Source organism: Streptomyces sp. NPDC088794 (genome assembly GCF_044750545.1).
In the GTDB taxonomy this organism is placed as follows: Bacteria; Actinomycetota; Actinomycetes; order Streptomycetales; family Streptomycetaceae; genus Streptomyces.
This window is the reverse complement of the sequence record NZ_JBIVKB010000007.1, coordinates 105,339-128,325: the sequence shown is the minus strand read 5'-3', so window position 1 is coordinate 128,325 and position 22,987 is coordinate 105,339. Positions and strand designations below refer to the sequence as shown.

Sequence of the window (22,987 nt, the reverse complement as noted above, 5' to 3'; positions counted from 1 at the left end):
TCTAGTCATGTGAGCCGTTTATGACGTCCACGCCGGAGCGCGTACCGGACTCGATGGAGGGGGCCAGGAAGGTGTGGGAGAGCCAGAAGCCGAACAGGGCGATCAGGACGACGACCCAGGTGCGGACGCCGAGGAACTTGACCGCTCCCCAGGCGAAGAACCCGAGGACGAAGACGAGCGGCAGGCTGACGGTCACGAGTGCGGGGTCCTCTCAGCGGACGGGGCAGCGGTGGGTGCGGGCGGCCAACTCGGCGGCGGCGCGGCTGTCGTAGTCGGTGGAGAAGCCGCAGCGCGGGGCGGTGCAGGCGGCGGTGTGCTTCTCCTGGCCCCGGTTGTCGTAGGAGGTGCCGACCTGGACGGGGCCGATGCGGGTGACGTTGCGGAAGCGGCGATTGGCGGTCACGTTCTTCTCCTTTCAGAGCTGGGCGGCGATGGCTTCGGCCATGGGGGCTGCAACGCCGAGGCGGGCGCGGAGGGTTGGCGTGTCGATCGGTGTGCCGGTCCGGGTGTGGTGCTCGGTGGCGACCTTGCGGGCGTGCTCGACCAACGCGGCCGGGACCGGGATTGCGGGACGCGCGGGCGGTGCCTCGATGGCTGGTTGGGTGGGTGGCCCGGGAGCAGGTGTTCCGGGGACGGGTTCGGGCTCGTCCTCCTGGTCGTCGATGACCTCGGTGTCGTTGGCCGGTTTCGTCGTCGGGGTGGAGTGGGCGAGGAGCGTTCCGCCGAGGAAGGCGACCGCGGGCCAGCCCGCGACGAGGATGCGCAGCCAGGCCGGCACGTGGTCCAGGTCGAGCAGTCCGGCGGTGGCGACGTTCGCGCCGAGGGAGGCGGCGAGTGCGATGACGAACCAGCACCACCCGGACGCTTTCGCGTCGCCGGAGCGCAGTCGACGCCAGGCGGCGACAAGCAGCAGGTCGACGCTGACGGGATAGGCCCAGGCTTTCCAACCGCCCTGACCGGCCGCCGAAGCGATGTCGTGAAGGTGGGCGAAGGAGAGCGCGGCGGCGATGAGCGCCTGAATGAACACCGCGTCTACGCGGGCCAGTTGGGCGCGCATGACGGCTCCTTCCGGGTTCGGGCATGGGAGGGGTAGGGACTTGGCGAGGCGGTCACGCCGACCGGAGAGCAGGGAAGGCGAAGGTCAGTCGGCGACCGGGCGCGGCTGGACTTGCGGAGCCGGGGTCTCGATCGGTCGTACGGGCACGTCGGGCCGGAAGGGCTTCAGCGCGGGCAGGTTGGGGACCAGGTGCGCGGAGTCGCGGCAGATCTCGGCCGCGTCGCCGAGGAAGAGGTACGGCGTGCGGATGCGGGACCAACCGCCGGAGGTATCACCCGCGACGGCGAGACCGGGCCGCTCGGGAGCGATGGCGCAGGCGGCCATGACCGCTTCGGGGGCGATGTCGCCCAGAGCCATCTTGGCGGAGGCTTCGTCGTTGACTCGGTGGCAGACGCGGCCGGTGAGTTGGGCGCGGAGCATGGTGGCGCCCTTGCCGAGTTCGGCGCCGAAGCGCTGGCCGCAGACCTCCAGGTAGATGCCGGCCGCGCGGCCGAGTTGGGCGAGTCGGATGAGGTGGGTGACCATCTCATCCCGCCGCTCCTCGTCCTTGCGCGTGGCGACGAGGAAGAGTTCAGCGACCTCGTCGACGAACAGCACGACAGGGACCGGGCGTTCGCGGTCGGGCAGGCCCCAGATGTCGGAGGTGATCTCCTCGTCAGGAGTGTTCGGGGCGATCCCCTGCCGGGACTTGATCAGGTCGTACCGGTCCTCCATTTCCTTCACGAGCGCGGGCAGCAACTCGGCCGCCTCCTCCGGGTCGGTGGCAAGCGCGGAGAGCCGCGATGCGAACGGCGCCAGCTCTACACCTCGCTTGCAGTCGATACCAACCAGCGCGACGGGCTGCCGGGAAAGCCCGGTGATGAGGTGGCGCAGGTACATGGACTTGCCGGACAGCGTTGCGCCGAGGGTGAGTTGGTGCGGAACGGTGCGGTAGTCGCGTACGAAGGGCATGGCGTCCTCGCGCAGCGCGACCGGGATGCGCAGATACCCGCTGTCGACCTTGCGCGGCATCCGTACGCGCCGCAGGACGTCGAAGCCGACGAGCCGCAGTTCGACGACACCAGGCTTGACCGTCGAGACGTAGACGGCGTGAACTCGCCAGGCGTGCCGGAGCCGTTCGGCCGAGGCGGCGACGTCAGCGGGTTCCTGGCCCGGGGCGAGGCGCAGCCGGAGCCGCAGGCCGGTTGACGTGGGTCGGATGATGCCCCGGCGGGGCGGTACGGGCCGGACCTCGCGGCGGGTGGTGGCCTTGACCGCGAGGACCCGCAGCCGGGACGGCGTCACGGTCAGGCCGCACGCCTCCATGACCGAGCCGTACGAGCCGAGCAGCCTGGCCGTGGATATCGGCAGGCCGATCGTGGACCAGTACGCGGCCGGGTGCTTGGCCCGGGTGTAGGCGGCCCCGCCACCGAGCGCGGCGAGGGGACCACCCACCTCCAGAAGTGTCGTCAGGTCGGACATCAGGCCGAGGCCCCCACGGCAGCCGGGAAGGCGGCCGGAGTGACGGCGGCGGCGCGGAAGGCGATTCCGTGCCGCTGCTGCCCGTTGAACACGCTCTCCCAGGGACGGGCGACCAGCCCCGGGAGCGAGACCGGCGCCCCGAGCGCCAGTCCCTCGGACACGCCGCTCTCCGGAACGGTGACCTTGATGAGCGAGGACTCTCCGTCCTCGATGTGGACGACGCCGATCGTCATCAGCGCCTCACCGCTGACAGCGTCCTTGGCGATCTCGCCCGTCTGACGGTCGCGGACCTTGGGCTCGGGAGCCTCGGTGAGCAGGATCGTCGCGGTCGAGGTCTCAACACGGATGGTACGCAAGGTAATTCACCCATCTACTCGTCTATACATGATGTGACACGCGAACCCGGTCTTCGGGTTCGCGCGGATCACCTTGCCACACAACTTGCCCACTCGTCTATACGAGTATGCCTGTTGGGGTGTACGAGTTCGGGAAACGTCCCCGCGCACCACCGCTACCCATGCCGATCAGGTCGCCGGAAGCTGGTACGAGAGGACGTACGCGTCCGCCGCCATGACCGTGTCGCACACCTCGACGGCCCGCCCTTCGGTGTCGAACGCGGTGCGGATGAGGTGAATGACCGGCACGCCAGAGGCCAGCCGGAGGGTCTTGACCTCGGTGGGCGAGGGCATCCGGGCGCGGATCTCTTCCTCGAAGTGGTCGAGGCGGTGGCCGAGTTCTTCGAGGCGGGCGTAGATGCCGCCGGGACCGGGGTTGGGTTCGGCGATCTGAGTGCCGCGGGCGATGTCGAGGGGGAGGTAGGAGGCGGCGAACTCCACCGGCTTCCCGTCCAGCAGATACCGGCGCCGGCGGGCGAGCACGCGCCGCACAGAGCCGAGCCGTGCGGAGATGTCCTGACTGGCCTTCTCCTCCTTGACCTCAAGGCTGTCGACCTGGGGGTGACTGCCGGCGGCGTCGGCCTCGACGATGAAGGCGGACTTGCCCTGTTCCCGGTGCCGGCGCGCGAAGCGGTCGGAGGCGAGCCGGCGGACGGGTGGGCGTGGTCGTACGAAGACGCCCTTGCCGTGCTCGGCGTGCACGAGCCCTTCCCCCTGGAGGATGGAGAAGGAGTTTCGGACCGTCATACGGGATACCCCGTAGTGGTCGACAAGGTCGGCTTCGGAGGGCAGCTTGTCGCCCTCATGGAATCGCCCACGGTCGATGGCCTCGCGCAACTGGTCGGCGATCTGCCGAAAGACCGCACGGTCGCTCGTGGGGTCGAGATCGCCGAGAAGGCCGGAGGGAAGGGGACTCACGCGTACTCCTTTAGGTATCTAGACGTGTGGGCGAGTGTTGTTGCTACGGTGGAGAGCCTAGCCATCCGAGAGGGCAGAGGAACGTGAGCACTGACCGTCCGCACTCCGTGAGCGTCGCCGGAGTCATCGTCGACGACCAGAGCCGTGCCCTCCTGATCAAACGCCGTGACAACGGCAAGTGGGAGCCCCCGGGCGGCGTCCTCGAACGCGAGGAGACCATCCCCGAGGCCCTCCAACGTGAAGTCCTCGAAGAAACCGGCATCAAGATCGCACTCCCGGCGACCCTCACAGGCGTCTACAAGAACATGACGGGCCTGATCGTCTCGCTGGTCTTCCGCTGCGAAGCCGCCGACGGCGCCCCGACAACGGGTGACGAGACCCGCGCCCTGCGCTGGGCCACCCGCGAAGAAGTCTCCGAACTCGCCGACGAGGCGTACGCAATCCGCGTCCTGGACGCACTCGACTCCGCCGACGGGACATCCCCGCCGGCCATCCGCGCCCACGACGGCGTGAAACTCGTCTAGCCCGAACCCGCTGCACATGGCGGCCTACCAGCATGAAGGAACTTGTATGCACGAGTATACGAGTACAGCCCGGGTCTGGGGGCTCACTTGCCCAGGATTCCCGGAAGAGGTGAGCCGGGCCCGGCGCTGGACGCGGGACGTCTTGCGCGGCTCGCCGCTGGCGGAGGACGCGGAGCTGATCGTGAGCGAGCTGAGCGCGAACGCGATCCTGCATACGGCGAGTGGGCGGGAGGCCGGCAGCTTCCATCTGGCCGTGGCGGTGTCGGCGCAAGTCGTCGCGCTGTCGGTCACGGACGGCGGGGGTGTAGGTACGGCCCCGAAGGTCGAGCACCTGGGCCAAGACGCCGAGCACGGCCGGGGATTGGGCATGGTCAGCGCGATCGCTCACCGGGTCGTGGTCCACGACAGCGACGGCGGCCACACGGTCACCGCGGAGCTCTTCGCATCCCCGCACGCCGGAGGCGGAGGGCACCCGTGCTGATGGACAAGCCGCAACGCGGCTACTGGTGCGAGTGCTGGACCCAAGACCTCACCACGGGGGCGATGCCGGCGCTCCATGCTTCGTTCGACGCGCACTCGGCGCCTCAGGCGGACAGATGGGTCGCGGTCGCCCTGCGCACCATCTCACCCGCTCTCGACCCGGACGCGTCCGAGGAGGCATGGGCGTGGCTGTACGACGGCCGCATCACAACGCGCAAGGCTCTCCTACGCGCTGAAGCCTGCACAGTGTCGGTCACCCAGGCCGACACACGTATCACCTGGACCATCCGACCGGTTCTCTTCCTGCCTCTCGCACACCGGCGGTGCAGCGAACTCCCAGCCTGCGCATACGAGTTCCGACCACACGTCGGCCGCTGAACAGCGCCGGATCTGAGCCACGCAGCCTCATGGGCAAAAGCCAACATTCCCTCTTGGCTGGCTACATCAGCTGGGCTTTGCTGCCTCCAAGGGAGGAAGCCCATGGCAGACGAGACCGACGTTCTTCTCGACCTGTGGAAGGGACAGCGGGACGAAGCCCGGCAAATGGAGAATCAGAGAGCGACACTGACCAACATCGTGATCATCGTGACGGCAGCAGCCCTCGGGTTCCTGGCACAACAAGGAAGCCTTAGAGCGTCTTCACTCGGTGTGACACTGCCGCTATGCCTTCTGGGCAGCTTCGGAGCCCTGGCTAGCGCCAAGTATGGCGAACGCTGGGCTGTCCACTCAGGACTAGCTGACGCGCTTCGCCTAGAGGTGGGCCTTCGCCACCCAGGCTTGAGCCTGTCAGAACTCATAGCCACGAACCGCGCGGAGCATGCTGCGGAGTTACCCCGAGTCCTCAGACTGAAGATCTGGATCCTTTGGGTCTTGCTCCACTCAGCGATCGCAGCCGCAGGACTCTTCCTCAGCTTGTGGATCCTCATAGCTCATAACTGACCCATCCACGCGCTGTCACAGCAGCTACTTGGAGCCGACCAGCTCAAAACAGCACACGCGATCGACTGAGTTACAACCTTCTCTACTGGTTCAAGGCGGCTCGCTCCGCTCCCCGCGCGCGGCCCGGCCCCCGGCCGGGCCTGCGCTCCTGTCTCCGCCCCGCTCCAGCCCGACCGGCGCCCGGGCCGCGCACAGCAATGAGCCGCTTGAGGCCGGAGAAGGGGTACATCGGGGCTGGGATGACCGATTAGGACATAAGTTCCAGAAACCAACCACACTTCCGCTCGTCATGGGCCATTATCGACTCATGGAACCCGAGCATCTCGCAGCTCTGCGCTCGTACGCTGAAGCCATTCTTGAAATAACAACACGAGAGAAAAAAGAAATTATAATCCCGCAAATTAAATCTTTGCGGTACGGGAGCGCCGAAAGCTCGCCTGAAGCACTACTTAAAGAGAGGGAAGTTCTCCTTCAGGGTCCTCCCGGGTCAGGGAAGACCTATCTCGTGAGATACTTGGCGGCCAATTGCGCGGAGGGTTACCTGAACGGCAAGGAATGCAGCTATCCAATTCTCATTCAGGCAAATCGAGTAGTACCCCCAAACGGCCGAGAGGGCACATTTTGGCTTGCAGACCAAGCTATCGAACAAGCATGGGGAGGAGATTTAGGGAAAGAGGCGCTGCGTAAAGTTCTAAAAGATGGCAATTCTCGGGTTTTCTTGGACGGATTGGACGAGATCCTGGATACCGAATCCAGAATCTCAATATTGCAAGCCTTGATTGCATGCACAAGGAAAAATTCAAGACTATCTTTTACCGTCTCCATCCGAGAACGTCACCTTGAAGAGCTTCCACACCAGCTACTGAAAACTCTTTCACCATGGATCATTCTGCCCTTTGATGAGGTTAGGCTGCTTAAACTCCGCGCGGTTCAACTATCCAGATTTGAGACTCTCACTCAAATAAGTGAATCGCGACTCCTCAAGGAAAGCATGGGGAACCCGCTCCTTCTGGCCCTGCTCTCCACGTATTTCATTGGCGGGTTAGAGCTCCCAAAAAGTAGAGGCAGGCTATTCGAAGATATCACACATGCAATGTATGTTCGTGAGCGTGAGCGTGCGCAAGCGATGCCCCCCGCAAGTGAAATGGAGAGGGGACTAGAGGTTTTCGCTAAAGCTCTCGCCACAAAAAAGATCCCACATATGAGCATCGACGCAGCCAAGATCGCCATCGAGTCCGATCCGGAATGGAACTTCAACTCCGCCGAAACGGAACGATTTCTCATTTACGCAATGGAGCGGCTCGTGATGCTGGTGTGTCCTATAGAAGGACGCATAGGATTCACCCACAGAGTATTTTATGAATACTACCTCGGTCGGGTGCTGGCCAGGAATATTGACTTAGTGAATCAAATTGCATTCACCGACCTGGACGAGTCGCTCCGAATTGCCGCTGGGCTCGCTGCGAACCCAATCAGTGTGATCACTGTCGCATATGTGCGCCGCACGTTGCAATTGGCCGTGTCCTGCTGCGAAGAACTAGAAAATCCTGAATTCGCCAGAGATTATTTGGTGAACCTCATTGCAAAAGACCTGCGACCCGAATACTTGACAGCTCTACATAAGGTCCTTGGCGAGACAGGGTTCACAGCTTCCCGCGAGGGCGGGAATTCGCAACAGTCTCAACGAGATGAAAATATACTCGACTTTTACAGTGAACTGCAAGAACTTTGGGTTTCCCTTCCTCGGAGAGGGGCCACCGCCAACGATCGAGGAAACGCCCTGGAAGCCTTTTCGGAAAAGCTCTTTGGGGGGTTCTTTCATATTGTGACAACCCGCCATCGTCATCGAGTTGGAGAAATCGATCTAGTTTGCGAAAATCAAAACGTTGATCCATTCTGGTCGCCATACGGTGGGGATGTCTGGATCGAATGTAAGAACACTGAAAGCAAGGCATCCATAGAGCAGGTCAACACGTTCATTGGAAAGCTTGTAGGGTCGCGTTGGAAGATCGGATTTTTCCTATCCAGTTCAGGATTCAGCAGGGATGCAATGAGGCGTATCAGCGAGGCTGCGGCAAACCCATCCATCCCGCTAATTGTTCCAATATCTGGTGCCGAGATCCAGCATGTGATCGCCGAGCGCTTGCCCCTTTCTAGGTTCTTCAAAGAATGTGTGCGCAAAGTAGCGTGACTTCTCCGGCGCAGTCGCGCAAGCTTCCTTTTTACGGCAACCCTTCCCAATCCGAGAGTTCAGGCTTCTTATCACGGCTGGCCATCGCGGCTTGCTCTGGTCGACGGCATCGATATCGTGGCTGAGGCCGGTGGGGGTGCAGCGAGGCACACGCGCGCCGAACCGGCCGACGCACCCGCCATCGTGGCTGACTGTCGTCGGCTGAGGTTTAGACGGGCTACGTCGAAGGTGCTTGCCCGTCAGCCGAGCGTGGCAAAGCTGGGCCGTCTCTGCGCCGTCCAAGGCCGCGCGACGGTGGCCAATGACGACCAACGACAACCACCAGGCGCCCGATCACACCGCCCCTGGCCAGCAAAAACCCAGCTTCCCAAGATCCCCGACAACACCCAGGGCAAAAAACTGATCATCCCTCAGCCACGGAGACTCCACCGACCGTGCTGTTGTCCCTGCCTATTGAGCTCGCCTCGCCCTTACCCATGCCCCCTCATAGGCGCGCGGACCCCGCAGGGGGTGCAGATTCACTGGAGTCTGCGAAGCCGCGACGCTGTCTCGCATCACCTCTGCTGCGTCCTCCCCAGCTCCGCTCAGCTTGATGCGAGGCAGATTGAACGACAGGAAGATGTCGCGACTGAGAGGCTGCGGAGTGTCCGCTCGCAGAATGGTCAGTCGGGGCTCACTCTCGTTGAGAGCCAGCATTACGGACGCGGTCAGGCTGCAGCCGGCCCACGTCGTCACCCCGTCCAAAAGAATCACTCCGGTGAGTTGCCATGTAACGACAGCAGCGCACCACTCCTGTTGGCCGAAGCGGTAGGTGCGCATCGACTGGATCTCAGATACCGATACGCGGCCCCCGCTTAGCCAGCCGTGAGCAGCAACGATCAGCGGATCAGAGCCTGGGACGCCGCTGATTGTGCACTCGAACGAGCCATCCATCGGAAGCCAGCCGTACCGGGTCGCAATGTCCACCAACTGGGACCCGGTCGAGGGCTGTTCCAGGAGGGCCCGCACCGCTGCTTCGTCGGTCGTCGTCTCGGTGGCGAACTCAGCCACGACATCGGCCATAGAGGGCAGGAGCCGGAACCGGTCGGTCATGCCGGCGATGTCCTTGTCCATCGGTGCGGGATACGACGTGCCGTCACCGAAGTCCTTGTTGTTGCCGCTGGCAAAGTAGATCCGCTCCTCCGGGTGTGCTTGCGCGTACTCCACAGCAGTAAGCCAAATCGCCGCATCTCGACTGCCGATCTTCAGCCCCTTCACCACCCTGCACGGCCGGAGCTGGTTTGCTTCACGGAACGCTGCCTCTTGGAAGGCCTGTGGGCTGGTCGAGATCACTTCCACGACTGTGCTCCACTGCTGCCGCCAGTGCTTGCGCACCTCTTCGGGTTCGCATGGGCCGAGCGGCGCGTCGAGACCCCAAGGTGTTACCTCCCGCAGTGCCTTGACTGCATCTGCGGCCCGCGCGTGCTGCTCCTGGTACTTGAGCGCTTGTTGGGCCGCCAGTTCTTCCATGACCATCCACGGAACCGCAACACGCTCGCCGCTCACGGCGCGGATAGCGCGCAGCAGATCGGTGCTGCCGTCCTCGGGAGTGAGGCTCCACAAAATATTCGTGTCAAGGATGATCAACTCGCTGCTCCTGTCGCCCGTCGAGGTGATCTCCCAGGGTTTCAGGCAGGACCCGCGAGTGCACGCGAATTGGCCGGAGAAACCGGTACCGGGCCGGGGCCGACCACTCCAAAGGCCGTTGGAATCAGCCTTGCTGTTCCTCGACAAGGCCACAGGCGAAGGGGAACGACTGCAAGAACTCCCGTCGCGCGGAGTCCGTCTCTGCCCCGGCCAGATCCTTGAGCACCCGCAAGAGGCGGCCCCGCTCGTCTAGAGGCAGTCGCAACAGTTCTCCGCCTACCCCTTCCATCATCTTCACAGCAGAGTCGGGATTGACTTCGTCGTCACCGCAGCACTCAAGGAACCAAGCGACGTCGACGACCAGCCCGGCGAGGGCTGGCACAAGCGGATCCCTGGCAGTCATCCCCGCAACCTCGCCGACCCCTCCGGCAGAGAGGCCACGGTCTCCCAGTGCATGAGGATGCAGGCCATCCCCGTAGAACATCTGGCGTCCCGATGGTGAGTGTTTAACTGCGTGACAACGCCCACGCACAACGGCGGACGAGTGCGAACACCTGCGGACCATCAGCGCAGGTGAGAGACGCACCAGCCCAAGGCGCCGCTGCCACGCGACTTGCTTCGGGACGAAGCAGTCGCTCGGTCGAGGCATGAGTCTCGCGGTGGAAACCCAGCTCGTCCAAAACCCACTCACACCGAGACCTCTGCCGCTGGCATGCTGGCAAGTCCGAGTATCGGACCGCAGCCCCAGGGGGACAGCTTGATCGTGAACCGGCGTATCGGCAGCGAACAGCCTGATGAGTACGACGAGCTAGAACAGCACCTCACCCAGAAGCTGAACGCCCCGCTCAACTGGCCCGAAGACAGCGGCCTCACCGTCAGCCACGTTGCCAAAATCGCCGCTGCTGCAACCTGTGACACCGCGTACAGCCAAGCTGCCAACGGTCACTTGATCGACCTGTTCGCGGCACTTCCGTTGCCGGGAACCACAGAAGGGAAGGACTTCTGGGAGCGCATCCGCGACAGCGGAGGCAGTGCAGCCTGGAACATCCATCCCGCCAACATGGGCGGGCCCTTCTTCGACCGTATCCATGACGGCAACGAGGGCGGCATCGCCTCCCGCGTCCTGAGCTTCCTGGAGGAGCTGACACCAGCACAGCGCACGGCTGTGGCAGAAGCCATCGGCTCAGTCCTCGACAACGGCACCATTGGCGTTAGTGGTCGCTACGGGGGCGAGCTGTGGCTACGGGACGCAGAGATGAGCGCATGGCGCGTCGCGCTGGCCGGTCGGCGGGAGTTCGAAACGGCACAGGACCGTGAGCGATTCTTCGAAGCATGGCGCCGCGCCTGACCGCCTGGCACACCTCAAGTCGCGTACAGAAGAGAAGTACCGTAATCACAGCAACCAACGCCGTCTAACAGAATCCGCCCATAGTTCCTCAGCGACCGCTCTGACCCTCACTGACCGACCCACATGGAGGTAAGGATCAGAAGGGGTGCCGCTCTCCGTGGGCGTCGAGAGCATCCGTGTAGCGCTGTAGCTTCGCCCCGAGTTCCTCTTGGAGGAGGCTTGCTGCTTGGCGGGCCTCCTCCAGATCGCCGGCCGCGCAGAGTTCGACGAGTTCGGCTACGTCGGCGGAGAGGATCCTGAGGGTGTCGCCCTGGACCAGGACTCCAGGAAAGCGACGGCCAGGCAGGCGCACCACAGCGTCGTTGCCGGCATCGGTGAACAGCTCGGCTTCCACTCGTTCCATCGGGTCCCCGTCTCATTCAGCTTGGTTCAGGGCCGTTCACAGCGGACCCGAGGCCGATGCCGGTAGCACTCCCGGACAGCGGGGAACGCAGCTGAACGCCCCCGAACGACGCCCACCATCCCACCCCCACAGTTGGAATGCGTGTTGGCCGTACAGAGCTTCAGCAGGCGTCTGGTCGTGGTGGGATCGGCTGGGTCTGCCGGACGCCGGTGCACGCCAGCAGCGTGCTGCCGTCCTCGTCGAGAAACAGCATGAAGACCCACGATCCGTCGGCAGTCCTGATCTGCCCCAGTCGAACCGGTCCGCTGTATAGGTCGAGGCGTTGCACGGCCCGCGCCAAACCCGAGGTCTCGATGCCCTTCCGAAGGGTGTGCCGGAGTCGGCGCCCATAGACCGTCGCGAGCGACTTGACTGATGTCGTTCCGTCCCAGACGACGTAGGAAGCGCCGGCGCGGAGAGCAGACAGGGCAGCCAACGACGTCTCGTCCCCGACGTCCAGCAGCCGTTCGAGCTTTTCTCGATCCATGACCCACCCCCGGGTCGGGATCCTGCTGTACAGCAACGAGGTACAGCAACCCCAGCAACCGCCCGCGCCCGACACTGGCTCTCACGGCTCTCCGCACAGCCTGTATGACCTCCATTGACCGATCTCTGTAGAGCTACGGATCAGAAGGTTGCAGGTTCGAATCCTGCCGAGTGCACAGTTGGCGAGAGGCCCCGTGGAGAAATCCACGGGGCCTCTCGCTTATGCCTTGGCGGTAACCGGGTTCGGAGTGGAGCCGGAGCGGCTGCGGGTTCTGGCGCGACGGTCCGATCCGGCTGAGTCGCCCTCGCTAGGATTCCTGTCATGGACACTCGGGGCGGGGATTCCTCACAACAGGACACGGATCGTGGTGCGGCCGTGGAGTTCAGCTACCGGCTGACGGCCGCGGACTTCGAGGAGGCGCTCCGTGCGCGGGCCCGTTGGTCGCCGGCGGGCCGGGCCCAACTGCTGATGGCGCCGCTGATCGCGGTGGTCGCTGTGGTCGTCTTCTCGGTCGTCCAAGATCCCACGCTGCCCGTGTTGATCATCTCGCTGGTGCTTGTCGTGGCAGTCACGTCTTGGGGAGCGGTACGAGGGCTGCGCACCATGGCCCGCCGGATGTTCAGCGTCATGGAGACGTACGGGCAGTGCCGCATGGTGGCCGACGACCACGGCACCGTCATCACCGGCGAGCGGGCGTCCACCACCATCGACTGGACGGCGTTCCGGGAGTACGTGGAGACACCCGGGCTCTTCGTGCTGCTGGGCGGCGACCGCGCGGCCGGAGTCGCGGTGCTGCCGAAGAGGGGAGCCCAGGATCCCGCCGACGTGGATCGGCTCCGGGCGATCCTGGATCACAACCTGAAGCGGCTTTGAGTACATTCCGCCGCAGGTCCGTGCGGCAATCGGCCCTGGGGAACCACGAGTTCCCCAAGCTGGGCCTTGGTAGCGGCTGCCCCGTACGGTCCAGGTCGCGACCTCGTAGCATCGGGCGTCATGGCGGACGCAGGCGGCGAACTCGGTTGGCTTGAGCAGTGGTACCGAGCTCAGTGTGACGGCGATTGGGAGCACGAATGGGGTGTTCGCATCGCGACGCTCGACAACCCGGGCTGGACAGTGGACATCGACCTTGAGGAGACGACGCTGTCCGACCGGTCCTATGTGAGAACGGACATCCGACGCAGCGGCTCCGACTGGGTGATGGCGAAAGTGTCGGACGGCGTCTTTCAGGCGTCCTGTGGCCCGCTCAACCTCAGCGAAGTCCTCCGCCTTTTCCGCGAATGGGCCGTGTCAGTCAGCCAGGAGGCCTAGCCGCCTGACGAGCGCGGACAGGGTCCGCCCGGCTCGAACTCCGTCTCATCCAGACCCGTTCATGACTGTTCAGGCGAGACCCGCAGCCCTCACGGCTCCGAAAATCAGCCGTCCCTGAACCCGGTGAGCACTCGCGAAGGGCGCCCACCACCCCGCCTGCGGCGAACGGCGGTGCATGCCACCGGCGTGCGGCCGTCCTGGTCGAGAAGAGCCCCAAGTCAGAGAAGGTCCCGCCAGAAGGGGACCGTTGCTCGCGGGTTCCAGTTCTCGTCGACCTCGCCTCGCGCCTCGTCGAACTCCTGGTCCATGTAGTCGTCCAGGTCCAGGCCGTAGTGGATGACGTCGGTCTGCCACATCGAGAGCACCGGATGCCCGAAGCCGCCACGGCCGGCGGGCAGGTATCGGTGGGCATACACGGGCACCAGCACCGGCGCCTCCGCCAGATGGTGCCGCGCCGTGTCCAGGGCCGCTGTTCCGTCGGCGGGGCGTTCACCCCAGCCTGCGTACCAGAAGCCGTTGTGCTCGACGGAGAGGAGGACGCCCTCGACCGGCCAGTCGAGCTGTCGGCGCAGGCTGTCCAGGTCGCCGCCGCGCCACTCCGGCCAGGGCCTGGACCAGGTCTGACCGTCCTCGGGAGGGACGTTGACCGGCAGCCCGGCCGCGAGGAACGCGCGGTGGTCGTCCGCGAACTCGAAGCCGTACTCGCGCTCGATGCGCGCGAACTCGGAGTCCGTCAGTCCCGGATCGCACTCGTAGAGACCCGTCTGTGCCAGGCGACGTGCGGCCGCCACGCCCAGGCTCGTCCCCTCCTCACTGATCACCGGCGCACGCTAACGCCAAGGCGCCGCGCCCGCAGCCGAGTTGGCACCGGACCCCCCTGCGTGGCACCAACGGACACACCACACCGCCCCGGCCGACTGCCCCGCCCGATGGTCAAGATGGTCAAGTCTGCGCCATGTGACGTCAGTCGATGAGAGTGCGGGAGCTGTCCCACGTACTAGGGAGTAAGTGGACGGCGACTCCCGAAGGGCAACTACGTGATCCCGCACCGCATCGTCCTCGCCTCGGTCGCAGGCCTTGTCTCCGCGTTGCTGCTGGCGGCGTGCGACTCGTCGACCGACAACGCCGGCACTACGAGCCCCGGCAGCGTCGCCTCGATCGCGCCGGTCGCCACGGCCGCGTCGGAATCCGGGAGTTCGGCCCCGGACGGCGGCGGGAGTGGAGACACGGGTACGACCACCGCGCTGATCGCCACGGCGGTCGGCGGTACGGGTGATGTCGTCAGCGACGGCAACGGGATGACCCTCTACCGCTACGACAAGGACGAGTCCGATCCGTCCAAGTGGACGTGTTCCGGGGCCTGCACGGACACGTGGATACCCGTCATCGTGCAGGACTCCTCGCAGGCCTCTCCTCAGGACTCCGTGCAGACCACCGGCGTGGAGAAGAGTCTCCTCGGTACGGTCCACCGCGACGGCAAGCCGCAACTCACCCTCGCCGGCTGGCCGTTGTACAGGTACAGCGGCGACACTGCGGCCGGTCAGGTGAACGGGCAGGGCAAGGACGGTCTGTGGCATGCCGTCACTCCGACCGGGGGCAAGTCCGCCGCGAGCGGGTGAGTTGGGCGACAGGACTGTCCGCGGCGCGGTTCCGCAGGAGTCGTATCGTGCGGGCATGTTCGAGACGATCCGTTGGCGTTGCTATGCGCAGGTGGGCGACCGGCGCGCCGCGGAACGAGTGGTCGGTCGTATCGAGAGGCTGCTGCCGGGATCCCTTGAGATCGAAGGGTACGAGCGGTACTGGAAGTTCCCGGACCTCGCCGAGCTGCGGCTTGTCTCCCCGCTCGGTTGTTCCGCCCCCGAGCACGCGCTGCTGACCACCCTTCAGTGGGCATGGAAGATCGCCACGCCGTGGAGTCTCTGCGGACCGGAGACGGTCACGCGGCAGGAGTTCCAAGGCATCGCGGCCGCCAATGTCGGTGCCAGTTTCAGCGTCCCCGGCATCGAGTGGATGGAGTTCAGCATCGCTGATCGCTGATCGCTGATCGCTGATCGCTGATCGCTGATCGCTGATCGCCAGGGAGTTCCGCGCCCGCCCTCACGCCGCCTGCGAAAGCGCTGCCGTCGGTGTCCTCGTGCCGAACCAGGCCGGTTGGCGGCGGACGTTCGTGGCCGTGGGGCTCGGCTTCCGGGACTCGGTCGCGAAGACGAACAACCGCAGGACCAGGAAGCGGCCCAGGCCCGCCAGGCCGGATGCCGTGAGGTAGACGGTCTGTTCGGTCAGTAGTGAGGGCGTGGACTGGACGGTGTGGAGTACGAGCACCGCCGTGCTGGTCACCGCGTAGGCGACGGCCGCCGAACCCGCCGACTGCCAGTGCTCGCGCCAGCCGGCCCGCTTGCCGGTGCCGAAGGTGAACAGGGCGTGGAGTTCGGTGCACAGGATCGTCGAGGCGATCGTGATCACCGCGTTCGACAGGGCCCACGGCATCAGCAGCGCCAGCAGCGGTACGGCCGCGCTGGACAGGACGCCGACACCGCCCCCGCACACCACGAACCGCACGAAGGACGCGAACGGGCCGGGGCCGGCGGTTGGGGTCTGCCGTACTGCGGCGGCGGCGTCCATGTCGCGGTTCCTTCCGGGGGCGGCCCGCGAGTCGCGTGAGGCTTGGGGGCCTGCGTGTCTCGCGCGTCTCGTGGAGTCGAGGAGTCGTGGATCAACTGACGCCTACGATTCCGTGATTCGCCCGCCGGAACGATGGAGTGTCCTACCGAACCGATGGTGGAGCCAGCCCTACCCCCGCGGTCGGGGCGATCGGGGGGAAGGCCGGTGAGAGGGCGGTCAGTTCGTGCGGCGGTGCTCCTCCAGGTAGCCCACCGCGAGGGCGCTCGCGCGCGTGAACCAGTCGGTCAGTACGGCGACTTCGGCGGGCGAGTACTCGGCGAACAGGGCGTGCAGACGGGCGTAGTACGGCTCGTACAGCTCGCGGACCCGGGCCTCCGCGTCCGGCTGGGCGGCCACGCGGACCCGGCGGCGGTCGGCCGGGTCGGGACGGCGGGTGACGTAACCGGCGCGTTCCAGGCGGTTGAGGATGCCGGTCACCGCGCCCGTCGTGACGTGGGCGCGGGCCGCCAGGTCGCCGGCCGTGAGGAGGTTCTCGCCGGCCTCGATGACGTAGCCGAAGCAGGTCAGGTCGGTGACGTTCAGGCCCACCTGCTGGGCCATCTCCTGCTGGCCGATCATGCTCGTCGTGATGAGGTGGTCCATCGCGCTCAGTGCCTCGGCCGCGGTGGCGGGGCGGCGCGGTGTGGCTTGCATCGGAGTGGTTCCCTGATTCCCTTAGCTTGTGAGAGGTTTATGCGGTAAATTTCTTACGTAGTGAGAGATTGCTTGGATTCCAGTTTCCGCTGCCTGGAGAGAGGCGGGTACGTGCATGAGCGCACATCAGTATGACGAGGGCCATACGGCTGCGGGGTGGACCGGCTTCGGCATCGCCACCGTCGGAACGGCCGTGCTGGGGCTCGGCGTGTGCACGACCTCGGTCGCGCTGCTGGCCGGGGGCCTTGGGATCGTCGTCGTGAGCGTCCTGGTCACCTGGGTTCTGCACCTCGCCGGCTGGGGCAAACCGCCCGGGCTGCGACCGCGGGAGCAGTGGGCGTGGCGGGTCCGGGATCTGACCGCGCGGGAAGGGCATGCGGGGTGTGTGGGGTGTCGGTTGGCGGGGCGGAATCCCGAGCGCGGGCGGTCGCCCTCTCCGGCAGCCGTTGTCAGTGCCGTCTCCTACTCTCGTGAGTGATGGCACAGGGATGGAAGTGTTCGGGGTTGCGGTGGGTGGACGGCGGCCCCGTGCTGGTGTGGGACGGCGGGCGGCGCAGTGCGCTGACCTGGGGGAAACGAGTGGCCTTCGGGGTCGCGAACGGGGGTGTGCGGACGTGTGTGGGAGCGCGGGGGCACGCGTGTCCGGTGCGGGCGGGGGTGTCGGGGCGGAGTACGGGGGCGCGGTGCGAGGAGTGTGCGCGGCTGGACCGGGCGCACTCGGTGGCCGCCGACACGATCGCGGACGACCCGCGGCCGTACCGCGTATATCTGGCGTGGTTCGGACCCGGCATGGTCAAGGTCGGGATCACGGGGGTCGAGCGGGGATCGGCCCGGCTGTTGGAGCAGGGGGCGGTGTGCTTCAGCTGGCTCGGCACCGGTCCGTTGATGGCCGCCCGACGGACCGAAGAGTTGTTGCGGGCCGCGCTCCGGGTGCCCGATCGGATTCCGTACGCCGACAAGCGGGCGGTGCGTTCGGAGTTGCCCGGGGCGGAGAGTGAGCGGGCGGCCGAGGTCGTGGAGTTGCATGCCCGTGCGGTCGCGCTCGCCGACTGGCCCGAGTCGCTCACGCGTGAGCCGTGCCGGCCGGTCGACCACGCGGGCGCGTTCGGGCTCGCGGAACTGCCGGGTGCCGTCGGCGAGGTGAGTGAGCTGGTTGCCGGTGGGGTGGTGAGTGGAGAGCTGGTTGCGGCTGCGGGGCCTGATCTCCACCTTGCCGTCGGGGGAGGTGGCGACGGAGTGCCGGAGGTCGTCGTGCTCGACAGCCGGTTGATGACCGGGTGGGAGCTTGTGCCTGTCGGGGACGGGGACGGGACTGGAAGCGGGACCGGTGACGGGCGCCGACTCCGTTTTCCCGTGCGGGAGTTCAGAGGAGTGTCTCCGGTGGTGCAGGACGAGCTGTTCTGATTGTTCGGACGAGGTCAGGATCAGGAACGGATGGGCGACGTGGACGATCAGGAGACCGAGGCAACGGATTCCGAGGCGACGGAAGCCGAAGAAAAAGACCAGGTCCGCCGCTTCTGGCAGCGCCTCGGGCTCCCCGGGCTCGTCGACGTCCACACCCACTTCATGCCCGAGCGCGTTCTCCACAAGGTCTGGGGATACTTCGACGCGCTCGGCCCGCTCACCGGCGGCGTCGAGTGGCCGATCACCTACCGCGCCGAGGAGGCCGAACGGGTCGCCCTGATCCGGGACTTCGGTGTTCGTGCCTTCACCGCGATGCTCTATCCGCACAAGGCAGGCATGGCCGAGTGGCTCAACGGCTGGGCCGTCGACTTCGCCCGCCGTACCCCCGACTGCCTGCACACCTCGACGCTGTTCCCCGAGCCGGGAGCCGAGGGCTATGTCCGGGAGGCCGTCGAGGCGGGGGCGCGGGTCTTCAAGGCGCATGTGCAGGTGGGGGCGTACGACCCGGCCGATGAACTCCTGGACGGCGCTTGGGGCTTGCTCGCCGAGGCCGGCGTGCCGGTCGTGATCCATTGCGGTTCGGGGCCCATGCCGGGCAAGTCCACCGGGCCGGAGCCGATCGGGCGGGTGCTCGCCCGGCATCCCCGACTGCGGCTGATCGTCGCGCACATGGGGATGACGGAGTACGAGGACTTCCTCGACCTGGCCGATCGGTACGCCGAGGTGCGGCTGGACACGACGATGTCGTTCACGGACTTCAGCGACCGGTTCGCGCCGTTCCCCCGGAGGGCACTGCCCCGGCTGACCGACCTCGGCGACCGGATCCTGCTCGGCAGCGACTTCCCCAACATCCCTTATCCGTACGTCCACCAGCTGGAGGCACTGGAGCGGCTGGAGCTCGGCGACGACTGGCTGCGGGCCGTGTGCCACGACAACGGGGCGAGGCTGTTCGACCTATGACGCCTTTGGCGAACCACGTGCCGTGCACCGCCTGCCCCCTACGAGTCACCCCGTCACCAGCAGCAATTCCTTGCTCCCACCCCGCCAGCTGATCGCGACCGCGCCATCCGCGCCGGCCTCCCTGGCCCCCACCTCATCCATATCCAGCGACGCATACGCATTGACGTCCGTCGGCACCGTCAACCCCGTCAGCTCCAGCACCTGCCGTGAACGCCCCGTCCTCGCGTCGAGGACGAGGAGGTCGGCCGTGGTGCCGTGGCCGGCGTCGGCGTACTTGAAGATGGGTTGGCGGACGACGTACACCCGGCCGTTCGCGACCACGGGATCGCCGTACTTCTGGCCGGTCGGTGCGCGGAGTTTCCAGCGGAGGCGGCCCGTTCCGGTGTCGTAGGCGCTGAGGAGGGTGGGGGATTCGGTGTCGTAGATGTGCGGGTCGACCGTGGTGACCGCGATGCCGTCGGCCGTGGTGACGCGGGCAAGAAGGTGGATGGAGAAGGTGGTTCGGACCGGTGCTCCCTCGCGGCTCACGTCCAGGAGGCGGACCGGGCGCGGGGTGCGGCGTTCGGGGCCGACGGCGGCCAGCGTGCGGGTGTCGGCCCGAAGGAGGTCGTCGTACTGCTCCCCTTTCTGTTGCCGCCAGAGGACCTTGCCCGTGCGGTCGTCGATGACGAGGAGCAGGGCGGAGCTTCTGGTGACGGAGGGGGTGACGCCGGTGCCCGCGGTGCGGCGCTCGGTGCCCAGTACGTCACAGCTCGCCGAAGCCGTGATCAGGTGGTCCGGGAAGGCGTACACCGTCCCGACCGGCGTCTCGTCGCACTCGGCCGGTCTTGTCGCCGTCCACAGGGTGCGGCCGGTGCGTTCGGTGAGGGCGCGGATGCCGGCGGGGGTGTCGAAGATGACGCGGCCGCCGGTGAGCTGGGCGTTCGGGCGTCGCCTGCTCTCGCCCTCCCAGATGTTCCGGTGCCACAGGATCCGGCCCGAGCGCAGGTCGATCGCCGTGAGCCGGCCGTCCACGAAGCCCGCCACCACCGTGCGCGCGGACACCTGGAGCGTCGGTGTGTAGTAGCTCCTGTTCTCGTCTCCGTCTCCGTCCCCGTTCCCCTCCCCGTAGCCGCCCCGCTCATAGCGCCAGTACTCCGCGCCGCTCCGTATGTTCACGGCTCGCACGCCCGCCCCCGTGCTCTGGATCGACAGCCCGTGGACCACGATCCCGTCGGCGGTCGTCCGGCGCAGGACGTGGCTCGGGACGAGCGGGGCCGCCGCCGAACCGAGCGCGGCCGGGAAGGCGCCCCGCGCGCCGGTGACCACGTCAGGTTCCGGTGCCGGGGTCTCATGCCGGGCCTCCAGGCCGGTGAGGACGAAGAGGACCGCGGTCACGTATCCCATCAGGTAGAGCGTCAGCCGGCGCCACGCGTCGGGATCCCGTTCTCCCGGCAGACGTATTGATATGCCCCCGCTGTCCCCACCCGTCACCGCAGCCCCCGTGTCCCCGTCGCCTCAAACAGTTGAGGGATCTTGTCCCGTCGGCTCCCCGTGAGGCAAGCACCCCGCTCCCGCCTCCGTCTCCCCCTCCGTGGCAACCGCTTTCAGCAAGCGGTTCCAAGGGGTTGCCTGAGAGGCCCCTGTGAGTTTCTTAGGGAAATCACAGGTTGTCGAAAGCGTGCTCTCAGAGGATCCCGACAGTGTGCTCACTATGACCACGACCTCGCCCCAGGGGCGCACCGAACTGCTGAGGCCGGACGGGAGCCCCGTCCGAGTGCTTGTGGTGGACGACGAAATGTCGATCACCGAACTGCTGTCCATGGCCCTTCGCTATGAGGGCTGGCAGATCCGGAGTGCGGGTGATGGCACGGGTGCCATCCAGACCGCGCGGGAGTTCCGGCCCGACGCCGTCGTCCTGGACATGATGCTGCCGGACATGGACGGCCTGACCGTCCTGGGGCGGATGCGTCGCGAACTGCCGGACGTGCCGGTGCTGTTCCTGACGGCGAAGGACGCCGTCGAGGACCGTATCGCCGGGCTCACCGCCGGTGGCGACGACTACGTCACCAAGCCGTTCAGCCTCGAAGAGGTCGTCGCCCGGCTGCGCGGGCTCATCCGGCGGTCCGGTGCCGCCGACCGCCGCTCCGACTCCGTACTCGTGGTCGGCGACCTCACCCTCGACGAGGACAGCCACGAGGTGTCGCGGGCCGGGGAGGGCATCCACCTCACCGCCACCGAGTTCGAACTGCTGCGCTTCCTCATGCGTAATCCACGGCGTGTACTCAGCAAGGCGCAGATCCTCGACCGGGTGTGGTCCTACGACTTCGGCGGCCAGGCCAATGTGGTCGAGCTCTACATCTCCTACCTCCGCCGGAAGATCGACGCCGGACGTGAGCCGATGATCCACACCCGGCGTGGGGCCGGCTACCTGATCAAGCCCGCGGCCTCATGAGCGGGCGACGACGGCCGCGTGCGCAGAAGCGACGAGCGGGTAAGCCGCGCACCCTGCGGACCCGGCTCGTCGTCGCGTCCGTGACGCTGATCGCCGTGGTGTGCGCGGTGATCGGTACGGTGACCACGCTCGCGCTGAAGTCGCATCTCTACGACCAGCTCGAGGGCAAGGTCAAGGATGTGGCCATCCGCGCGGTGGGTCGTCCGCAGAGCGGCCCGGCCAACGGAGTCCCGGGTGCCGTCGCCCCCGGGAACCCGAACAACTCGTCCACCTCGTCCTCGGGATCGGCCAACGCGCCCGACGGGGAGACACCGGCCGCCAAGGTCACCAAGCTCCTGACCAACGGTCCGACGCAGGAGAAGACCGTCGCCGCCTACGCGCAGAACGGCACGATCACCACCGCGTCCTACAGCCAGCAGCGGAACGACACCACCACCGGTGCGTTCAAGGACATGACCGCCGTGGATCTCAACACGGCGCAGAAGCAGGCCCTCGCGTCCGTGGCCCGGGACCAGAAGACGCACACCGTGACCCTCCCCGGGCTCGGGGACTACCTCGTCAAGTGGGCCGAGGACCCTGACAACAAGAGTCAGGGGTTCTACGTCGCCCTCCCGACCACCGACGTCGACAACACCATCAACACCCTCATCCTCGTCGAACTGAGCGTCACCGCCGCCGGCCTCGTCGCCGCCGGAATCGCCGGCTACGTCCTCGTCGGCGTCGCCACCCGCCCGCTGCGCCGCGTCGCCAGCACCGCCACCCGCGTCTCCGAACTCCCGCTCCACACGGGCGAGGTGAACCTCAGCGAGCGGGTCCCGGAGTCCGAGACCGATCCGCACACCGAGGTCGGCCAGGTCGGCGCCGCGCTCAACCGGATGCTGAACCACGTCCACGGCGCCCTGCACGCCCGCCAGCAGAGCGAGATGCGGGTACGGCAGTTCGTCGCGGACGCCAGCCACGAGCTGCGCACCCCGCTCGCCTCCATCCGCGGGTACGCCGAGCTGACCCGGCGCGGCAGAGAGCAGGTCGGCCCGGACACCCGGCACGCGCTGGGCCGTATCGAGTCCGAGGCGAGCCGCATGACGCTGCTCGTGGAGGACCTGCTGCTGCTCGCCCGGCTGGATGCCGGACGGCCGCTCCAGTTCGAGCAGACCGACCTCATCCCGCTGGTCGTCGACACCATCAGCGACGCCCGCGCGGCCGGCATGGACCACAACTGGCGCCTCGACCTGCCCGACGAACCCGCCGCCGTCTCCGGCGACGCGGCCCGCCTCCAGCAGGTCCTCATCAACCTGCTCGGCAACGCCCGCAAGCACACCCCACCGGGTACGACCGTCACCGCACGCGTGCAGCGGCGCGGCCCGTGGATGTGCGTGGACGTCGAGGACAACGGCCAGGGCATCCCGCCCGACCTGCTCCCGCACGTCTTCGAGAGATTCGCCCGCGGCGACTCGGCGCGCTCGCGCTCGACCGGCTCGACCGGGCTCGGGCTGGCGATCGTGCAGGCCGTCGCGAGCGCCCACGGCGGCGCGGTGACCGTGGACAGCGTTCCCGGCCGTACGGTCTTCACCGTGCACCTGCCCGCGCTGGCTCCGCAGCTCCCGCAGCCGGCCCCCGAAACGAATTGGCAATCGCACTCACAGGCCCAGCACAGTGCCACCACATGGGTGCAACAGGGCGCTTGACAAGAGTCGTTCC

At 66.6% G+C, this 22,987-nt stretch carries 29 protein-coding genes; 15 read left to right on the top strand and 14 right to left on the bottom strand.

What is annotated here, in order from left to right; all coding sequences use genetic code 11:
• Position 1: 1 nt before the first annotated feature.
• The 6 genes from ACIP6U_RS21215 to ACIP6U_RS21190 form a co-directional block, all read right to left on the bottom strand.
• Complete coding sequence (locus ACIP6U_RS21215; RefSeq protein WP_123999123.1) at positions 2-196, bottom strand: hypothetical protein; 195 nt, start codon at positions 194-196, stop codon at positions 2-4.
• 15 nt (positions 197-211) lie between these two features.
• Entirely contained in the window at positions 212-403 is a 192-nt protein-coding gene (locus tag ACIP6U_RS21210) for a mobile element transfer protein (RefSeq protein WP_401719923.1), read from the bottom strand.
• A gap of 12 nt (positions 404-415) precedes the next feature.
• Positions 416-1,057 (bottom strand): DUF2637 domain-containing protein, encoded by a 642-nt coding sequence (locus ACIP6U_RS21205; RefSeq protein WP_401719920.1) that lies wholly within the window; start codon positions 1,055-1,057, stop codon positions 416-418.
• 84 nt (positions 1,058-1,141) lie between these two features.
• Positions 1,142-2,518: an FtsK/SpoIIIE domain-containing protein gene (locus ACIP6U_RS21200; protein WP_401719918.1), complete on the bottom strand. Its 1,377-nt coding sequence runs from the start codon at positions 2,516-2,518 to the stop codon at positions 1,142-1,144.
• Positions 2,518-2,874, bottom strand: a complete 357-nt coding sequence (locus tag ACIP6U_RS21195; protein WP_123999118.1) for a hypothetical protein — start codon at positions 2,872-2,874, stop codon at positions 2,518-2,520. The genes ACIP6U_RS21200 and ACIP6U_RS21195 overlap by 1 nt, the downstream gene beginning before the upstream one ends.
• Positions 2,875-3,042: 168 nt before the next feature.
• Positions 3,043-3,831 carry a GntR family transcriptional regulator gene (locus ACIP6U_RS21190; protein ID WP_401719915.1) on the bottom strand — a complete coding sequence of 263 codons (789 nt, stop codon included), beginning with the start codon at positions 3,829-3,831 and terminating at the stop codon, positions 3,043-3,045.
• A 107-nt stretch (positions 3,832-3,938) separates the two neighbouring features.
• On the opposite strand from ACIP6U_RS21190, the gene ACIP6U_RS21185 reads away from it, so the two are divergent.
• The 5 genes from ACIP6U_RS21185 to ACIP6U_RS21165 all read left to right on the top strand — a co-directional run bounded on the left by ACIP6U_RS21185 (position 3,939) and on the right by ACIP6U_RS21165 (position 7,965).
• Positions 3,939-4,355, top strand: a complete 417-nt coding sequence (locus ACIP6U_RS21185) for an NUDIX hydrolase (protein ID WP_401720576.1) — start codon at positions 3,939-3,941, stop codon at positions 4,353-4,355.
• A gap of 46 nt (positions 4,356-4,401) precedes the next feature.
• Positions 4,402-4,836, top strand: coding sequence for an ATP-binding protein (locus ACIP6U_RS21180; RefSeq protein ID WP_401719912.1), 435 nt, complete (start codon positions 4,402-4,404; stop codon positions 4,834-4,836).
• Complete coding sequence (locus tag ACIP6U_RS21175) at positions 4,836-5,213, top strand: hypothetical protein (RefSeq protein ID WP_401719909.1); 378 nt, start codon at positions 4,836-4,838, stop codon at positions 5,211-5,213. The genes ACIP6U_RS21180 and ACIP6U_RS21175 overlap by 1 nt, the downstream gene beginning before the upstream one ends.
• A gap of 102 nt (positions 5,214-5,315) precedes the next feature.
• Positions 5,316-5,774, top strand: coding sequence for a hypothetical protein (locus tag ACIP6U_RS21170; protein WP_401719907.1), 459 nt, complete (start codon positions 5,316-5,318; stop codon positions 5,772-5,774).
• A 307-nt stretch (positions 5,775-6,081) separates the two neighbouring features.
• Entirely contained in the window at positions 6,082-7,965 is a 1,884-nt protein-coding gene (locus ACIP6U_RS21165) for an NACHT domain-containing protein (protein ID WP_401719904.1), read from the top strand.
• A gap of 450 nt (positions 7,966-8,415) precedes the next feature.
• Here the strand turns inward: ACIP6U_RS21165 and ACIP6U_RS21160 are convergent, their stop codons facing one another.
• Together ACIP6U_RS21160 and ACIP6U_RS21155 are read right to left on the bottom strand one after the other, a co-directional pair.
• Positions 8,416-9,591 carry a PIN domain-containing protein gene (locus tag ACIP6U_RS21160; protein WP_401719901.1) on the bottom strand — a complete coding sequence of 392 codons (1,176 nt, stop codon included), beginning with the start codon at positions 9,589-9,591 and terminating at the stop codon, positions 8,416-8,418.
• Between the two features lie 124 nt (positions 9,592-9,715).
• Positions 9,716-10,075 (bottom strand): hypothetical protein, encoded by a 360-nt coding sequence (locus tag ACIP6U_RS21155; RefSeq protein WP_401719898.1) that lies wholly within the window; start codon positions 10,073-10,075, stop codon positions 9,716-9,718.
• A 273-nt stretch (positions 10,076-10,348) separates the two neighbouring features.
• Between ACIP6U_RS21155 and ACIP6U_RS21150 the strand changes: the two genes are divergently transcribed.
• A complete protein-coding gene (locus ACIP6U_RS21150) occupies positions 10,349-10,939 on the top strand; it encodes a hypothetical protein (protein WP_401719895.1) in 591 nt (196 codons plus the stop codon).
• Between the two features lie 136 nt (positions 10,940-11,075).
• Here ACIP6U_RS21150 and ACIP6U_RS21145 read toward each other — a convergent pair whose 3' ends face one another.
• A complete protein-coding gene (locus ACIP6U_RS21145; protein WP_266517058.1) occupies positions 11,076-11,342 on the bottom strand; it encodes a DUF6959 family protein in 267 nt (88 codons plus the stop codon).
• 160 nt (positions 11,343-11,502) lie between these two features.
• Positions 11,503-11,868 carry a hypothetical protein gene (locus ACIP6U_RS21140; protein ID WP_401719892.1) on the bottom strand — a complete coding sequence of 122 codons (366 nt, stop codon included), beginning with the start codon at positions 11,866-11,868 and terminating at the stop codon, positions 11,503-11,505.
• A 321-nt stretch (positions 11,869-12,189) separates the two neighbouring features.
• Here ACIP6U_RS21140 and ACIP6U_RS21135 point away from each other — a divergent pair, with 321 nt between their 5' ends.
• Positions 12,190-12,741 (top strand): YcxB family protein, encoded by a 552-nt coding sequence (locus tag ACIP6U_RS21135; protein WP_401719890.1) that lies wholly within the window; start codon positions 12,190-12,192, stop codon positions 12,739-12,741.
• A gap of 120 nt (positions 12,742-12,861) precedes the next feature.
• Positions 12,862-13,176, top strand: a complete 315-nt coding sequence (locus ACIP6U_RS21130; RefSeq protein WP_401719887.1) for an immunity 53 family protein — start codon at positions 12,862-12,864, stop codon at positions 13,174-13,176.
• Between the two features lie 218 nt (positions 13,177-13,394).
• Here ACIP6U_RS21130 and ACIP6U_RS21125 read toward each other — a convergent pair whose 3' ends face one another.
• On the bottom strand, positions 13,395-13,997 hold the full coding sequence (locus ACIP6U_RS21125; RefSeq protein WP_401719884.1) for a hypothetical protein: 603 nt from the start codon (positions 13,995-13,997) through the stop codon (positions 13,395-13,397).
• A gap of 216 nt (positions 13,998-14,213) precedes the next feature.
• Here ACIP6U_RS21125 and ACIP6U_RS21120 point away from each other — a divergent pair, with 216 nt between their 5' ends.
• Together ACIP6U_RS21120 and ACIP6U_RS21115 are read left to right on the top strand one after the other, a co-directional pair.
• Positions 14,214-14,795, top strand: a complete 582-nt coding sequence (locus ACIP6U_RS21120) for a hypothetical protein (RefSeq protein ID WP_401719882.1) — start codon at positions 14,214-14,216, stop codon at positions 14,793-14,795.
• A 55-nt stretch (positions 14,796-14,850) separates the two neighbouring features.
• Positions 14,851-15,213, top strand: coding sequence for a hypothetical protein (locus tag ACIP6U_RS21115; RefSeq protein WP_401719879.1), 363 nt, complete (start codon positions 14,851-14,853; stop codon positions 15,211-15,213).
• A 60-nt stretch (positions 15,214-15,273) separates the two neighbouring features.
• On the opposite strand, the gene ACIP6U_RS21110 is transcribed toward ACIP6U_RS21115, so the two are convergent.
• Together ACIP6U_RS21110 and ACIP6U_RS21105 are read right to left on the bottom strand one after the other, a co-directional pair.
• Positions 15,274-15,798 (bottom strand): GtrA family protein, encoded by a 525-nt coding sequence (locus tag ACIP6U_RS21110; RefSeq protein ID WP_401719876.1) that lies wholly within the window; start codon positions 15,796-15,798, stop codon positions 15,274-15,276.
• A gap of 216 nt (positions 15,799-16,014) precedes the next feature.
• Positions 16,015-16,491 (bottom strand): MarR family winged helix-turn-helix transcriptional regulator, encoded by a 477-nt coding sequence (locus ACIP6U_RS21105; RefSeq protein WP_401719873.1) that lies wholly within the window; start codon positions 16,489-16,491, stop codon positions 16,015-16,017.
• Between the two features lie 115 nt (positions 16,492-16,606).
• Between ACIP6U_RS21105 and ACIP6U_RS21100 the strand changes: the two genes are divergently transcribed.
• Genes ACIP6U_RS21100 through ACIP6U_RS21090 form a run of 3 tightly spaced genes read left to right on the top strand, consistent with a single transcriptional unit; the run spans position 16,607 to position 18,855 of the window.
• Positions 16,607-16,969 (top strand): HGxxPAAW family protein, encoded by a 363-nt coding sequence (locus ACIP6U_RS21100; RefSeq protein ID WP_401719870.1) that lies wholly within the window; start codon positions 16,607-16,609, stop codon positions 16,967-16,969.
• Entirely contained in the window at positions 16,969-17,895 is a 927-nt protein-coding gene (locus tag ACIP6U_RS21095) for a DUF2797 domain-containing protein (protein ID WP_401719868.1), read from the top strand. Before ACIP6U_RS21100 ends, ACIP6U_RS21095 begins: the two co-directional genes overlap by 1 nt.
• A gap of 30 nt (positions 17,896-17,925) precedes the next feature.
• Positions 17,926-18,855, top strand: a complete 930-nt coding sequence (locus tag ACIP6U_RS21090; protein ID WP_401719866.1) for an amidohydrolase family protein — start codon at positions 17,926-17,928, stop codon at positions 18,853-18,855.
• 45 nt (positions 18,856-18,900) lie between these two features.
• On the opposite strand, the gene ACIP6U_RS21085 is transcribed toward ACIP6U_RS21090, so the two are convergent.
• The gene (locus ACIP6U_RS21085) at positions 18,901-20,241 is read right to left on the bottom strand and encodes a PQQ-binding-like beta-propeller repeat protein (RefSeq protein ID WP_401719863.1); all 1,341 of its coding nucleotides are present in this window, start codon (positions 20,239-20,241) and stop codon (positions 18,901-18,903) included.
• A gap of 307 nt (positions 20,242-20,548) precedes the next feature.
• Here ACIP6U_RS21085 and ACIP6U_RS21080 point away from each other — a divergent pair, with 307 nt between their 5' ends.
• Together ACIP6U_RS21080 and ACIP6U_RS21075 are read left to right on the top strand one after the other, a co-directional pair.
• Positions 20,549-21,289, top strand: coding sequence for a response regulator transcription factor (locus ACIP6U_RS21080; RefSeq protein WP_185146104.1), 741 nt, complete (start codon positions 20,549-20,551; stop codon positions 21,287-21,289).
• The gene (locus ACIP6U_RS21075; protein ID WP_401719859.1) at positions 21,286-22,974 is read left to right on the top strand and encodes a sensor histidine kinase; all 1,689 of its coding nucleotides are present in this window, start codon (positions 21,286-21,288) and stop codon (positions 22,972-22,974) included. The genes ACIP6U_RS21080 and ACIP6U_RS21075 overlap by 4 nt, the downstream gene beginning before the upstream one ends.
• Positions 22,975-22,987 lie beyond the last annotated feature (13 nt).

Excerpts from the sequence above, each read along its gene's own strand:
- ACIP6U_RS21105 (WP_401719873.1), bottom strand. The coding sequence starts at position 16,491 with ATGCAAGCCACACCGCGCCGCCCCGCCACCGCGGCCGAGGCACTGAGC.
- ACIP6U_RS21205 (WP_401719920.1), bottom strand. The coding sequence starts at position 1,057 with ATGCGCGCCCAACTGGCCCGCGTAGACGCGGTGTTCATTCAGGCGCTC.
- ACIP6U_RS21135 (WP_401719890.1), top strand. The coding sequence starts at position 12,190 with ATGGACACTCGGGGCGGGGATTCCTCACAACAGGACACGGATCGTGGT.
- ACIP6U_RS21090 (WP_401719866.1), top strand. The coding sequence starts at position 17,926 with ATGGGCGACGTGGACGATCAGGAGACCGAGGCAACGGATTCCGAGGCG.
- ACIP6U_RS21100 (WP_401719870.1), top strand. The coding sequence starts at position 16,607 with ATGAGCGCACATCAGTATGACGAGGGCCATACGGCTGCGGGGTGGACC.
- ACIP6U_RS21115 (WP_401719879.1), top strand. The coding sequence starts at position 14,851 with ATGTTCGAGACGATCCGTTGGCGTTGCTATGCGCAGGTGGGCGACCGG.
- ACIP6U_RS21110 (WP_401719876.1), bottom strand. The coding sequence starts at position 15,798 with ATGGACGCCGCCGCCGCAGTACGGCAGACCCCAACCGCCGGCCCCGGC.
- ACIP6U_RS21175 (WP_401719909.1), top strand. The coding sequence starts at position 4,836 with ATGGACAAGCCGCAACGCGGCTACTGGTGCGAGTGCTGGACCCAAGAC.
- ACIP6U_RS21165 (WP_401719904.1), top strand. The coding sequence starts at position 6,082 with ATGGAACCCGAGCATCTCGCAGCTCTGCGCTCGTACGCTGAAGCCATT.
- ACIP6U_RS21140 (WP_401719892.1), bottom strand. The coding sequence starts at position 11,868 with ATGGATCGAGAAAAGCTCGAACGGCTGCTGGACGTCGGGGACGAGACG.
- ACIP6U_RS21080 (WP_185146104.1), top strand. The coding sequence starts at position 20,549 with ATGACCACGACCTCGCCCCAGGGGCGCACCGAACTGCTGAGGCCGGAC.
- ACIP6U_RS21095 (WP_401719868.1), top strand. The coding sequence starts at position 16,969 with ATGGCACAGGGATGGAAGTGTTCGGGGTTGCGGTGGGTGGACGGCGGC.
- ACIP6U_RS21075 (WP_401719859.1), top strand. The coding sequence starts at position 21,286 with ATGAGCGGGCGACGACGGCCGCGTGCGCAGAAGCGACGAGCGGGTAAG.
- ACIP6U_RS21170 (WP_401719907.1), top strand. The coding sequence starts at position 5,316 with ATGGCAGACGAGACCGACGTTCTTCTCGACCTGTGGAAGGGACAGCGG.
- ACIP6U_RS21145 (WP_266517058.1), bottom strand. The coding sequence starts at position 11,342 with ATGGAACGAGTGGAAGCCGAGCTGTTCACCGATGCCGGCAACGACGCT.
- ACIP6U_RS21155 (WP_401719898.1), bottom strand. The coding sequence starts at position 10,075 with ATGTTCTACGGGGATGGCCTGCATCCTCATGCACTGGGAGACCGTGGC.
- ACIP6U_RS21130 (WP_401719887.1), top strand. The coding sequence starts at position 12,862 with ATGGCGGACGCAGGCGGCGAACTCGGTTGGCTTGAGCAGTGGTACCGA.
- ACIP6U_RS21200 (WP_401719918.1), bottom strand. The coding sequence starts at position 2,518 with ATGTCCGACCTGACGACACTTCTGGAGGTGGGTGGTCCCCTCGCCGCG.
- ACIP6U_RS21180 (WP_401719912.1), top strand. The coding sequence starts at position 4,402 with ATGCACGAGTATACGAGTACAGCCCGGGTCTGGGGGCTCACTTGCCCA.
- ACIP6U_RS21085 (WP_401719863.1), bottom strand. The coding sequence starts at position 20,241 with ATGGGATACGTGACCGCGGTCCTCTTCGTCCTCACCGGCCTGGAGGCC.